Annotated in this window: 13 protein-coding genes; all 13 read right to left on the reverse strand. The window is 32.6% G+C overall.

Going from position 1 to position 13,036, the window contains the following annotated elements; all coding sequences use genetic code 11:
- Positions 1-79 precede the first annotated feature (79 nt).
- The 13 genes from trmD to fapR all read right to left on the reverse strand — a co-directional run bounded on the left by trmD (position 80) and on the right by fapR (position 12,924).
- Entirely contained in the window at positions 80-817 is a 738-nt protein-coding gene (gene trmD / locus HMPREF3046_RS09855) for a tRNA (guanosine(37)-N1)-methyltransferase TrmD (RefSeq protein WP_070719193.1), read from the reverse strand.
- Complete coding sequence (rimM, locus tag HMPREF3046_RS09860) at positions 817-1,317, reverse strand: ribosome maturation factor RimM (protein WP_002448854.1); 501 nt, start codon at positions 1,315-1,317, stop codon at positions 817-819. Before rimM ends, trmD begins: the two co-directional genes overlap by 1 nt.
- 125 nt (positions 1,318-1,442) lie before the next feature.
- Positions 1,443-1,718, reverse strand: a complete 276-nt coding sequence (rpsP, locus tag HMPREF3046_RS09865) for a 30S ribosomal protein S16 (RefSeq protein ID WP_002448807.1) — start codon at positions 1,716-1,718, stop codon at positions 1,443-1,445.
- A 261-nt stretch (positions 1,719-1,979) separates the two neighbouring features.
- Positions 1,980-3,350: a signal recognition particle protein gene (ffh, locus tag HMPREF3046_RS09870; protein WP_002448737.1), complete on the reverse strand. Its 1,371-nt coding sequence runs from the start codon at positions 3,348-3,350 to the stop codon at positions 1,980-1,982.
- Positions 3,351-3,370: 20 nt separating this feature from the next.
- Positions 3,371-3,703, reverse strand: coding sequence for a putative DNA-binding protein (locus tag HMPREF3046_RS09875; protein WP_002448806.1), 333 nt, complete (start codon positions 3,701-3,703; stop codon positions 3,371-3,373).
- The gene (gene ftsY / locus HMPREF3046_RS09880; protein WP_070719195.1) at positions 3,690-4,919 is read right to left on the reverse strand and encodes a signal recognition particle-docking protein FtsY; all 1,230 of its coding nucleotides are present in this window, start codon (positions 4,917-4,919) and stop codon (positions 3,690-3,692) included. Before ftsY ends, HMPREF3046_RS09875 begins: the two co-directional genes overlap by 14 nt.
- Positions 4,916-8,485, reverse strand: coding sequence for a chromosome segregation protein SMC (smc, locus tag HMPREF3046_RS09885; RefSeq protein WP_070719197.1), 3,570 nt, complete (start codon positions 8,483-8,485; stop codon positions 4,916-4,918). The genes ftsY and smc overlap by 4 nt, the downstream gene beginning before the upstream one ends.
- A gap of 69 nt (positions 8,486-8,554) precedes the next feature.
- On the reverse strand, positions 8,555-9,286 hold the full coding sequence (rnc, locus tag HMPREF3046_RS09890) for a ribonuclease III (protein ID WP_070719199.1): 732 nt from the start codon (positions 9,284-9,286) through the stop codon (positions 8,555-8,557).
- A gap of 81 nt (positions 9,287-9,367) precedes the next feature.
- Entirely contained in the window at positions 9,368-9,601 is a 234-nt protein-coding gene (locus HMPREF3046_RS09895; protein WP_001830184.1) for an acyl carrier protein, read from the reverse strand.
- A gap of 128 nt (positions 9,602-9,729) precedes the next feature.
- The gene (gene fabG, locus HMPREF3046_RS09900) at positions 9,730-10,464 is read right to left on the reverse strand and encodes a 3-oxoacyl-[acyl-carrier-protein] reductase (protein WP_070719201.1); all 735 of its coding nucleotides are present in this window, start codon (positions 10,462-10,464) and stop codon (positions 9,730-9,732) included.
- Entirely contained in the window at positions 10,457-11,383 is a 927-nt protein-coding gene (gene fabD / locus HMPREF3046_RS09905) for an ACP S-malonyltransferase (RefSeq protein ID WP_070719203.1), read from the reverse strand. Before fabD ends, fabG begins: the two co-directional genes overlap by 8 nt.
- Positions 11,376-12,362, reverse strand: coding sequence for a phosphate acyltransferase PlsX (plsX, locus tag HMPREF3046_RS09910; protein ID WP_070719204.1), 987 nt, complete (start codon positions 12,360-12,362; stop codon positions 11,376-11,378). Before plsX ends, fabD begins: the two co-directional genes overlap by 8 nt.
- Positions 12,355-12,924: a transcription factor FapR gene (gene fapR, locus HMPREF3046_RS09915; RefSeq protein ID WP_049336517.1), complete on the reverse strand. Its 570-nt coding sequence runs from the start codon at positions 12,922-12,924 to the stop codon at positions 12,355-12,357. Before fapR ends, plsX begins: the two co-directional genes overlap by 8 nt.
- Positions 12,925-13,036: the final 112 nt, after the last annotated feature.

The following is a 13,036-nucleotide window of genomic DNA, read 5'->3' on the forward strand; positions in this document are numbered from 1 at the left end:
TCTTGCCTAGACAATCATATAGCAGCGGATCATAGTGATTTTTAGTGTCTTTTCACACTTGATATATATTAGCATACTCCTAGTTGTTTTTCAATTGATTTTTATAGCTTTCTAAAAATTCTTTATCCTTATCACTTAATTGATACTTTTCTAGTAAATCCGGACGTTTATGCAAAGTGCGTATTAATTTTTGTTCATGTCGCCATTTTTCTATATTTGCATGATTTCCAGATAATAATACGTCAGGTACAGTCATATCTTTATATTCTCTTGGTCGCGTATATTGTGGGAATTCAAGTAAACCATCTGAGAAAGAATCATCTTGATGGGATTGTTCATTACCAAGTACTCCAGGAATTAACCTAACGATAGCATCAGTCATAGTCATAGCTGGTAATTCTCCACCAGTCAATACATAATCCCCCATTGAAATTTCATCGGTTACTAAATTTTCTCTAATTCTTTCGTCATATCCTTCGTAATGTCCACAAATAAATACAATATGTTCAGCTTCACTCAATTCTTCAGCAATTGCTTGAGAGAATGGTCGTCCTTGAGGACACATGAGAATGACACGCATTTTATCAGTACGCTTTAAATCTTGCATTGCATTAAATACTGGTTCTGGTTTTAAAACCATTCCTTGACCGCCACCATACGGATAATCATCCACTTGATTATGTTTATTTTCAGCGTAATCTCTAAAGTTTACAGTATTAATTTCAATAATATTTTTATCTTGCGCACGCTTCAAAATCGAATGATTTAGAACGCCGTCGAACATTTCTGGAAATAATGTTAGGTAATCTATTTTCATTATTCTAATAATCCTTCCATTGGCGTAATACAAATTGTTTTATGTTCAACATCTACTTCTTTAACGACATCTGCTATATATGGGATAAGGTACTCTTTGTCACCTTTAACAACCCATACATCATTGGCACCAGTTTCAAAAATATTAATTACTCTTCCAATTGGTGTATCATTATTAAACACCGTACACCCAATAATATCAGAATAATAAAATTCGTTTTCATTCAATTCAATATCCTCATGATCACGTTCTTGGAATAAATAATCTCCTTTATATTGTTCGATGTCATTAATATTATTAATACCTTCAAATTTAAGCATGTGGAATCCTTTATGTATACGATATGATGTAATAGTCATTTCTATTTCATTATGGTGGTGATTTACGATAAGGACTTCTCCAGGTTGAAAACGTGTATCAGTAAAATCGGAATTAGATTTTACTTTTATTTCTCCTTTAATCCCATGTGTATTTACAATTTGTCCTACTTCTACTTGCATCCTTATCCTCCTTACATAGTCGTTTATTTATACATATTAACATGTTTCTTATAGAGTGCACATATAATAAAAGCCTGTGACATACCTTATGTCACAGACCAGTTATTATATGATATTATTATCAATTATTTTGAACGTTTTTGTTCATCAAATGTTTTTAAAATACCTTGTTTTGATAAGATATTGTGAACAGTATCAGTTGGTTTTGCACCGTCTTTTAACCATTTCAAAGCTAATTCTTCATCGATTTTAACTTCTGGTGCATTTACACTTGCTGGATTGTAAGTACCGATTTGTTCGATGATACGACCATCACGAGGTGAACGCGCATCAGCTACAACGATACGATAGAATGGATTTCTTTTTGAACCTAAACGAGTTAAGCGAATTTTAACTGCCATTTATAAAACTCTCCTTTAAATCTTTTAATTTTTATTTTCTACAAGAAATAATAATAACAGGAACATTCAACTTTGTAAAGACTTTTTTCTTTACCAAATCTAGATTTATGAAATAAATCGTAAATTTGATTATGTACTAGCTTTAGCTAGGGCTTATCTTTATTCATTTTGGTTATGCATATACCAATATACATGCATTCCTTTACTTATTTATGAAAAAGCGGAATAACACTTAAAATGTTATTCCGTCTTCATTACTTTCTAGAATGGTAAATTCATGCCTTTTAACATATTTTCCATTTGGCTACGTTTACCTTTTTTACCTTTACGACCATTACCCGTAAATTGTTTCATCATTTTTTTCATATCATTAAATTGTTTCATTAAACGGTTAACTTCCTGCAATGAACGGCCCGAGCCTTTTGCTATACGTTTCTTTCTTGAAACATTTAAAATTGCTGGATCTTGTCTTTCATTAGGTGTCATTGATTGAATAATAGCTTTAATATGGTCAATTTGTTTATCGCTCATATTTAGCTTATCTAAGCCTTTCATTTTATTCATACCTGGAATCATCTTCATAATATCATCCAGTGGTCCTAGATTCTTCACTTGATCCAATTGTTCTAAGAAGTCATCTAATGTAAATGAAGACTCACGCATTTTCTTTTCTAAATCTTTAGCTTTTTCTTGGTCCACATCTTGTTGCGCTTTTTCGATAAGACTTAATACATCACCCATACCTAGTATACGAGATGCCATACGCTCTGGATGGAATAATTCTAAACCATCCATTTTTTCACTCATACCAACAAATTTAATTGGTTTATGTGTTACTGCACGGATAGAAAGTGCCGCACCACCACGAGTATCTCCATCTAATTTAGTTAAAGTCACACCAGTGACATCTAATTGCTCATCAAATGATTGCGCAACGTTCACAGCATCTTGTCCTGTCATTGCATCTACAACAAGCATAATTTCATCTGGTTTTGAGATTTCTTTAACATCAGCTAATTCATTCATTAATGTTTCATCAATGTGTAAACGTCCCGCCGTATCGATAATTACAAAGTCCAAATGTTCTTCTTTAGCATATCTTAATGCGTTATCTACAATTTGTTGTGGTTTAACTTGATCACCTTCACTATAAACAGGTACATCAAGTTGTTTACCTACTGTTTGTAATTGATTAATCGCAGCTGGACGATATATGTCGGCTGCTACTAACATTGGCTTTTTATTATATTTTTTACGCATTAACAATGCCAATTTACCAGCAGTAGTTGTTTTACCTGCCCCTTGTAAACCAACCATCATTACAACTGTGGGTGGCTTATTAGCCATTTTAATAGATGTATTTTCCCCACCCATTAATTGTGTTAATTCATCTTGTACTATTTTTATAACTTGTTGTCCAGGTGTTAAAGACTGCATAACGTCTGATCCCAAAGCACGTTCGGAAACTGTTTTAACAAAGTCTTTGACTACCTTGAAGTTAACATCGGCTTCTAACAATGCTAATCTAACTTCACGCATCATTGTTTTAATATCCGCTTCTGTTACTTTACCTTTACCGCGAATTTTTTGCATCGTGGCTTGTAAACGATCGGATAATCCTTCAAATGCCATATTAACAACCTCCTTATAAATTATTCTAGTTCTTCTAAATTTTGGATTAAATGTTCCAGTTTTTTAGTATCATGAATGGATTGTTTCATTTCGTTATAAATCATTTGACGTTGTTCAAATTTCTCATATAACTTTAATTTAGTTTCATAGTCTTCTACTAAATCGCCAGTTCTTCTTATATTATCATAAACCGCTTGTCTACTCACTTTAAACGTTTCAGCAATTTCACTTAATGAGTAATCATTTAGATAAAATAATTCAAGATAATTCTTTTGTTTTTCAGTAAGCAAAGAATGATAAAAATCAAATAGATAATTCATTCTTAACGTTTTAACTAAATCATTTTTCCCCATTTTGGTGTTCCTCATTATTGTCTGTTAAGCTTTGCATTTCATCAGGGATATTATCATTTTGCTCAATCATATCCGCAAACAATCCATATACATAACTTTCAGGATTGAATGGTTGTAAATCATCTAGTTTTTCACCTAAACCAACGTATTTTACTGGAATATGCAATTCGTTTCGAATAGCAAGTACAATACCACCTTTTGCTGTGCCATCTAATTTAGTGAGCACAATTCCTGAAACGTTGGTTACTTCTTTGAATGAACGTGCTTGTGATAGTGCATTTTGACCAGTGGTTGCGTCTAAACATAATAATGCTTCATGTGGTGCATCTGGAACAGCACGACTAATAACTCGTTTCATTTTGTCCAATTCTTGCATTAAGTTTGATTTATTTTGTAAACGACCTGCTGTATCACAAATTAAAATATCTACACCTTTATTTTTAGCCGCGTTGATTGCATCATAAACAACTGCTGCTGGATCAGAACCTTCGCTTTGTCTGATTACCTCTACGCCTACACGATCGCCCCAAACTTGTAATTGTTCAATTGCACCTGCTCTAAAAGTATCACCAGCAGCCAACATAACTTTTTTACCTTCCATTTTATAACGATGTGCCAATTTACCAATCGTTGTAGTTTTACCTACACCATTGACCCCAACCATTAAAATGACATTTAATCGGCCATCTTCGATATTCATTGCTTCTGAATGATCATCTTCTTGGTGATAAATTTCTACAATTTTTTCAACGATAACTTCTCTTAAACCTTCAGTTTCTTTGATATTACGACGTTGTGCTTCTGTACGTAATTCATCCGTTAATTGCATAACAGTATTGAAACCTACATCCGCAGTAATCAACATTTCTTCTAAAGCTTCGAAGAAATCTTCATCTACAGTTCTATAACGTGCAATCAAGTTATTTAATTGCTCTTGGAAATTTTCTCTTGATTTTTCTAAACCTGCTTTAAATTTCGCTCCCATTTTTTGAGCTTCAATTTCTTCAAAATCTTCAATTGAAATTAACCCATCTTCATCGAAGTCAGCTTCGCTTAATTTACGTGGTTTTTTCTTTTTTGGTACAGGTTCTTCATTTTCTTGATCATTATCTTTTGTTGATGGTTGATCTAATTTCTCATCTTCCGTTAATTCTTTTTCAATATCTTCAGTCGACTTTGTAGAAAATTTATCTTTTAGTCGTTTAAAAAAACTCATGCATTTTCCTCCTTCATAACCTCATCTATTGTATTTAAATTTACACTTACTAATTTTGAAACGCCTGACTCCTGCATTGTAACACCATATAAACGATCCGAATACTCCATAGTACCTTTTCTATGCGTAATGACGATAAACTGGGTTTTTTCAGATAAATCACTTAAAAATTGTGCGTAACGAATAACATTAGCTTCATCTAAAGCTGCTTCCACTTCGTCTAGTATAACAAATGGTGCCGATCTTACTTTTAAAATAGCAAATAGTAATGCAATAGCACTTAATGCGCGTTCACCACCACTTAATAGAGAAAGATGTTGTAATTTTTTACCTGGTGGTTGAACAATAATGTCTACTCCTGCAGACAAGTAATCATCATCCGTAAGCTCTAACTTAGCATGACCACCACCAAAAAGTGATTGAAAAACAATTGTGAAATAATCCTGTACTTCAAGAAATGTAGCTTTGAAACGATCTTTTACTTCTTGATCCATCTCATCAATGATTTGTTCTAAAGTCTGTTTTGCTTCTCTTAAATCATTTCTTTGTTCATTCAAAAATGTATAACGTTCATTTAATTCTTCAAATTGTTCAATAGCATTAACATTAACAGAACCTAATTCTTCAATTGACATCTTAGTTAATTTTACTTTTTTTCTTAATGTTTCTATTGGAACATCTGATTGATACGTTTCTCTCGCACGTTCAAGTGTAAGATGATACGTTTCATTTAAATGATTCATTGCATGATTAATAAGAACATCTAATTTAGACTGTTGGGCCTTAATATCTTGATAAAAACTTTCAATTGATAATAAATCTTGATGGTATTGTTCGAGTTTGTACTCATGAATTTCAATATCTTCATTTATAGAATCCTTTTGTTCTTTTAAATCATCAAGTTTTTGTTTTAATTTATCACGTTGAGACGCTTTATCTTGGATACTTGATTGAAGCTGTTGAAATGCTTTTTCACCCATCATATCGTCAGAATTAAATAATTCTATTTTCTCTTTAGTTGCTATGATTTGTTGATTAATTTGTGTAAGTTGTTTATCTATTCTTTCCAATGACATAGTTTGATGACTTATTTTTTCTTTAACGACTGCAACATCAGAACGTTTTTGATTTAATTCTTTTTCAACTTGCGATACATTTTCTTTACCCTCTTTAGAGAGTTTTGAATATACCTCTATGTCATTTTCAAGTTGTTTTAGTTGCTCTTGAATTTCAGATAAACGCAATTGTTGTTGTTTTAATGTATGACGACTTTTTTCACTTTGATAGCCATCATTTTTCTCAAATTCAAATTCTTCATGTTCACTTTTTATATGTGTTTCTTGTTTTTTTAATCGATCTAAAGTCAATGTTTCTTCGTGAGCGGTGGCTTTTAATTGATGATATTGTTGGCTTAAATCTACATACTTATTACTTAATGTCTCAACTTCCTCTTTTTGCTTTTGCAATTGTTGTTCGAATTCTTTTGTTTTCTCTTCGTAGTCGTTTAATTGTGTTTTCATTGTTGCCAATTCATCTTTTTGAGCTAAAATACTTTTTGATTGACGCATTCCGCCACCTGACATTGATCCTCCTGGATTAACGATATCTCCTTCTAAGGTAACGATTCGCGCTTTATATTGAATCGCTCTTGCAAGTTCATTCGCAATTTTAAGATTCTCCACTATAATTGTAGTACCCATCAAATTATCTATGACAGCTTGATACGTTTGATTAACTTCAACCGCTTCAGATGCAATATTAATAAAACCATCAAAATTTCGAGCTACATTTTGAATATGATGAGATAAACTTCTTGCTCTAATTACATTTAGTGGTAAAAATGTTGCTCTTCCTAATCCTCGTTGTTTTAAAAATTTTATCGCTTGGCGACCATCTTTTTCATTATTTACAATAATGTGTTGTAGTGAGGCTCCTAACGCTGTTTCAATTGCTTGTGTCAATTTTGATGGTACCTTAATGACTTCAGCTACTGCACCATGAATACCACTTAAAGTATGCTCTTTTGCTTTTAATATATGTTTTACGCCATTAAAAAAGTAGGAATAGTCTTCTGCTTGTGTTTCTAAACTTTCCATACGCACACGCATTTTATCAGTATATCGATACGCTTGATATAACCTATCTTCATATGTTGCTTCTATACGTTTTGCTTCAGATAAACGATATTCAACGTCACGCATGTCTTTTTCTGTTGTATTCATTTTTTGTGATGTAGTAGTATGCGCGTGTTCTGTTTGATGTATGTCATTTTGAATATGTTTAAGTTGATCAAATACTTCTATTAATCTTGCATCGAGACGTGTTTTTTTGCTTTCATTTTCTTGAATAGTACGTTCTAAAAAACGAATATCATTATTCACTTCAGATTGCTCGGACATTAATTCATAATATTCATTTTTAATAGTTTCTAATTTTTCATCATGTTGTGCATCTGTAAGATTAAGTTTTGATTCTAACTGTTTAATCTCTTTATTAAGCGATTGATGCTGTTTTTTTAGTTTAGATACTTGTTCTACAGAAAGTTCTCTTTCATTTTGAACATTATTTAATTCATACTGTAAATTATCTAATTCTTCTTCAAAACGTGCATTCGTTTCTGATTGATTTCTTTTTCGCTCTTCAAGTACATTTAATTTTCCAATACATTTTTCATATTCCTCAGTTGTAGTAATTAAATCTATATTAGCGTGGTCAGTATCTCTTTCAAGTTTTTGACGTTGTGTTTTTTGTTTTTGCAGATATTGATTTAATTGAGCTTGTTGGCCTTCTTTTTCAGCTTGTTGGCTTTTTAGATGATTCAATCGTTCATCGAGTTGACGATTCTCTTCATCATATTGATTAATATCGTATACAGTTACGACAACATCACTATGCTCCATCTCTTTTGATAATTGTAAGTATTCTTTAGCAATAGATGCTTCTGCTTTTAGAGGTTCAACACGCCCTTCTAAATCATATAAAATATCCTCTACTCTAGATAGATTATCTTCTGTATGATCTAGCTTTTGTAAAGATTCTGTTTTTCTTTTTTTATACTTTAAAACACCCGCTGATTCTTCTATGATTTGACGTCGATCAACAGGTTTAGCATTTAAAATTTCATCTACTCTACCTTGTGAAATAATACTAAACGCTTCTTTTCCTAGACCAGAATCTAAAAATAACTCCGTAATATCGCGTAGACGTGCCCTATCATTATTTAAATAATATTCGCTTTCTCCACTACGATAAAGACGACGTGTTACAATCACATCATCAGCCTCAATCTCCAATTCTCTTGTAGAATTATCTAATTTTAATTGTACTTCTGCATAATTTTGTGCTTGACGATGTTCTGCCCCTGAGAAAATAATATCTTCCATTTTAGAGCCACGAAGCGACTTAGCAGATTGTTCTCCTAAAACCCATTTAATCGCATCAGTAATATTACTTTTTCCACTACCATTTGGACCAACAATTGCTGTCACGCCTTTATCGAACTGTACATTCGTACGATCAGCAAATGACTTAAAGCCAATGGTATCTATAGATTTCAAATAAACCATACTCTTCTCCTTAATTCATTCATACTCATTCTTGTTGAAAAGAAGATAATATATGAAATGCGTTCATTATTATTTGTTCTCATCTCTTAACATATGATAAGCACTTTCGGCTGCTTTTTGTTCAGATTCTTTTTTTGTTCTACCTTGTCCTTTTGCGATTGCTTTATTTTCTAAAATCACTTCAGATGTAAATAAGCGATGGTGTGCTGGACCTTCTTCTTTAATCAAATGATACGTCACATCACCTTTACTTTGACTATGAATATATTCTTGGAATTGTGTTTTAAAATCGACCACGCCAATTAATTCATTATGTTCTACATATGGAAAAATGACTTTTTGAGCAAACTTCCAGACTACTTCTAAGCCTTGGTCTAAGTATAAAGCCCCAATAAACGCTTCAAAAGCATCTGATACTAATGAAGGTCTTGTTCTACCGCCTGTTTTTTCTTCGCCTTTTCCAAGTAAAATGAGTTGATTTAATTCAATTTTATTTGCAAATATTACAAGTGACGGTTCACATACGATGGTCGCTCTCATTTTAGTTAAATTTCCTTCTGGTAAATTAGGATATTTGTCAAAAAGGTAACGTGAAACCGTCAATTCTAATACCGCATCTCCTAAAAATTCTAAACGCTCGTTATGAGCTAATCGATCCATATTAAAATCATTAATAAAGCTAGAGTGCGAAAACGCTTGTTGGTACACATCTAAATGAGTATAACTAAGATCAAGCATCTTCATTTTTTTATCAAATTGATATTGAAAGTCTTTAATCATTTCAGATTGTTTCGGGTGCATGGTTGATAAACCTCCGTTCATGTTATTGATGTCCTATGAAAAAAATCTGAGCCATCATGATGACGACTCAGATGTAAGTTTTTATTTTTCAAGACTATTGATGTATTTAACTGCATCACCAACAGTGTTGATTTTTTCAGCTTCTTCATCAGGAATTTCAGTACCAAATTCGTCTTCTAATTCCATTACTAATTCAGCGATATCAAGTGAGTCAGCGCCTAAATCATCTTTGAAAGATGCATCTTCTGTTACTTTATCAGCGTCTACACCTAAACGGTCAACGATGATATCTTTTACTTTATCGAAGTTTTCCACGTCGATTCACCTCCTTTAAAAGTGTCTATCCATAGACTATTATATTTTCCCATTTTAAGGGCTAAAACACAAGTATTTATTAAAAGGATATAATGACTATTTATCCTTTTAAATACATGATGTATATATTACATATACATGCCACCATTAACTGATAACGTTTGACCTGTAATATATTTCGCACGATCAGATGCTAAAAATGACACTGCATAGGCAATATCTTTATCTTCTCCAAAACGTGATAATGGAATTTGCTCCAACATTTGTGATTTAAGATCTTCATTTAATGCATTTGTCATATCTGAAACGATAAATCCAGGCGCAACTGCATTAACAGTAATACCACGTGAAGCAAGTTCACGTGCACTTGATTTTGTCAGTCCTTCAATACCTGCTTTTGTCGCAACATAATTAGCTTGTCCAGGATTACCCATAGCCGCTACAATACTAGATAAATTAATAATAGCACCGCTACGTTGGCGTAACATTTGTGGCGTAGCTTTTTGAATACAATTAAATGTCCCTTTTAAGTTAGTATTAATAACGTCATCCCATTCTTGCTCTTTCATTCGCATTAATAAATTGTCTTTTGTAATACCTGCGTTATTTACAAGAACATCTAAAGAACCAAATCGATTTACAACTTCTTTAATCATGGCCTTGACTTGATCACCTTCAGCAACGTTTGCTTGTATTGCAAAACTTTCTACACCTTTTTCTTTGATTTCTTTAACCACTGCTTCTGCTTTTTCTTTATTACCCGCGTAATTAACTGCTACATTGAATCCATCTTCTGCTAATTGCAATGCAATACTACGTCCAATTCCTCTAGAAGCACCAGTTACTAATGCACTTTTAGTCATTTTCATTCCATCCTTTCACATCTTCTAATGTTTGAATCGATGTAATTTTAACATCTCGATTAATTTTTTTAATTAAACCAGATAATACTTTACCAGGTCCAATTTCAATAAAATGATCCACACCTTGGTCTATTAACCACTCTGTAGATTTAATAAATTGTACTGGTGAATAGAGTTGTTTCACCATATTTTGTTTAATCGTTTCTGCTTTTGTTTCTCCATGAGCATTATAATTTTGAACGATAGGAAATTGAGCATCATTCCAAGTGAATTGATCAATAAATGCAGCAAAATTCTCTTCAATTACTTGCATCATTGAAGAATGAAAGGGACCTGATACTGCTAAAGGAATCACACGCTTCGCACCTAAAGATTTTCCTTCTTTAGTTAATTTATCAATCAGCGTCTTATGCCCAGATACAACGATTTGACCTGGTGCATTAATATTGGCAGGTTCAATTAATTGATCTCCAAATGAAATTTCTGTACAAATTTCCTCTACTTCTTCATAACTTAATCCTAAAACTGCTGCCATACTTCCTACACCATTTGGAAAAGCTTGAGTCATTAATTCGCCACGCTTACGCACAATTTTCACTGCATCTTCAAATTTTAGTACGCCAGCAGCTACTAAACTTGAATATTCACCAAGACTATGCCCCATTGTATAGTCAACATCTATACGGTTTAGTGCTTTTAGTAATGCAATACTATGTGTTAACAATGCAGGTTGAGTATTCTCAGTTTCTCCTAATCTTTCCTCTTTATCTGTAAACATCGTTTCTAATAAATCAAAATCAACAGTTGTTTGCGCTGATTCTAAAATAGAAGTCGCATCTTTATTAACATGATATAAATCTTTAGCCATTCCTACTTTTTGTGCACCTTGTCCAGGAAAAACAATTGCAGTTTTACTCATTATCACTACCTACCGTTTCTCTCATAATTTTTACTATTTGTTCATCACCAGCAATTTTAGCTTGTCGAATTGCAGAATAGAATGCACGTGTATTTGAACCGCCATGTGCTTTTACTACAGTACCATCTAACCCTAAAAGAACAGACCCACCATATTCTGCATAGTCTAATTTTTTCGCAAACTTACTGATATCTTTTTTCAATATCGCAGCAGCAAGCTTATTTTTTAAATTAGCTAGTAGTGTACCTTTTAACATTTTTCCAATTGATTTAGCAGTACCTTCGATGTTTTTTAGTACCATATTTCCAGTATAACCATCAGTGACCACTACATCTGTGTCACCCTCCATCAATGTTTTAGCCTCAATATTTCCATTAAATTGGAGAGTCGCTTCATCTTTTAATAATTGATATGTTTTTTTAGTCAAAGCATTTCCTTTTGCTGGTTCAGTTCCAATATTCAACAATGATATTTTAGGTTGTTGAATACCTCTAATTTTTTGAGCATAAATATTACCTAGCTGTGCATATTGCAATAAGTGTTCAGGTTTTGCATCTGCATTGGCTCCAACATCTAAAAAGACAAATCCTTTACCATCGATAGTAGGTAATGTGACAACAAGTGCTGGTCTAGCTACACCTTTAATACGTCCGACGATAAATAGACCTGCTGACATTAAAGCACCTGTATTGCCAGCAGATACACAGCCATCTGCCTCACCAGATTTAACCGCTTCTGCCATGCGTACCATTGAGCTGTCTTTTTTTCTTTTAATGGCACGTACAGGCTCATCTTCCATCTCAATTTTTTCTGAACAATGTCTAAACTCTATACGCTTATGATTTAATGTATATTGTTTTTCATCACCAAATAAAATAATTTCTAAATCTTTAAAATCATTGATTGCTTTCTCTACAGCTTCTAATACGATTCCTGGTGCATTGTCGCCACCCATCATATCTACAGCAATTTTAACCATGGTTTTCATCCTCACTTATATAAAACATTTTAAATATGCCTGTAAAAACGAGTGTATCTTTTACAAAAGATTCCACTTTTATATCATAATGTCGATTTGTTCTATTGATTACGGTTGCTTCTGCTCTAACATTATCATGCAACTTTACTTTTTCGATAAATTTCAAATTACTTTCTTGAGTTAAAACAGTAGAGTTATGTATTAGGGCTACACATAATGAATTAGCTTGAGCAAATAAAATATGCCCACGTGCAATACGTGTTTTTTGAAACACATACTCTTCTGTAATTTCTATAATAGATTGGGCAGAATAATTAGGTTTAACTTGAATAAGATCCCCAATCACTTCATTAGCTTCCAATCCTTTGATGTATTCATAATTTTGTTTAGCTACAGATTTAATACGTTTGCGTAATTCAGGAATATTAAGTTGTGTGCGATCCAGACGGATAGTTTGAATACTTACGTTGAATAACTCACACAATTCACTATCCGTAATAAAGGGGTTTTCATTAATCGCCTTCTTAATCTCATGACGACGTTCTGTTTTTTTTAATTTCATACTTTCCTCCCCTTTAAATATTTTAGTACCAAGTCTTAATCATTCCTCACATATCATAACACTTTCTATTTATTATCCTCAACACATATTACATTTTCATATAATAAATAAT

The organism is Staphylococcus sp. HMSC070D05 (genome assembly GCF_001815595.1).
GTDB lineage: Bacteria > Bacillota > Bacilli > Staphylococcales > Staphylococcaceae > Staphylococcus > Staphylococcus hominis.

What these genes read in the sequence shown, in the direction of transcription:
- trmD (WP_070719193.1), bottom strand. Translation starts at nt 817, where the DNA reads ATGAAAATAGATTACCTAACATTATTTCCAGAAATGTTCGACGGCGTT.
- rimM (WP_002448854.1), bottom strand. Translation starts at nt 1,317, where the DNA reads ATGCAAGTAGAAGTAGGACAAATTGTAAATACACATGGGATTAAAGGA.
- rpsP (WP_002448807.1), bottom strand. Translation starts at nt 1,718, where the DNA reads ATGGCAGTTAAAATTCGCTTAACTCGTTTAGGTTCAAAAAGAAATCCA.
- ffh (WP_002448737.1), bottom strand. Translation starts at nt 3,350, where the DNA reads ATGGCATTTGAAGGATTATCCGATCGTTTACAAGCCACGATGCAAAAA.
- HMPREF3046_RS09875 (WP_002448806.1), bottom strand. Translation starts at nt 3,703, where the DNA reads ATGGGGAAAAATGATTTAGTTAAAACGTTAAGAATGAATTATCTATTT.
- ftsY (WP_070719195.1), bottom strand. Translation starts at nt 4,919, where the DNA reads ATGAGTTTTTTTAAACGACTAAAAGATAAATTTTCTACAAAGTCGACT.
- smc (WP_070719197.1), bottom strand. Translation starts at nt 8,485, where the DNA reads ATGGTTTATTTGAAATCTATAGATACCATTGGCTTTAAGTCATTTGCT.
- rnc (WP_070719199.1), bottom strand. Translation starts at nt 9,286, where the DNA reads ATGCACCCGAAACAATCTGAAATGATTAAAGACTTTCAATATCAATTT.
- fabG (WP_070719201.1), bottom strand. Translation starts at nt 10,464, where the DNA reads ATGACTAAAAGTGCATTAGTAACTGGTGCTTCTAGAGGAATTGGACGT.
- fabD (WP_070719203.1), bottom strand. Translation starts at nt 11,383, where the DNA reads ATGAGTAAAACTGCAATTGTTTTTCCTGGACAAGGTGCACAAAAAGTA.
- plsX (WP_070719204.1), bottom strand. Translation starts at nt 12,362, where the DNA reads ATGGTTAAAATTGCTGTAGATATGATGGGTGGCGACAATGCACCAGGA.
- fapR (WP_049336517.1), bottom strand. Translation starts at nt 12,924, where the DNA reads ATGAAATTAAAAAAAACAGAACGTCGTCATGAGATTAAGAAGGCGATT.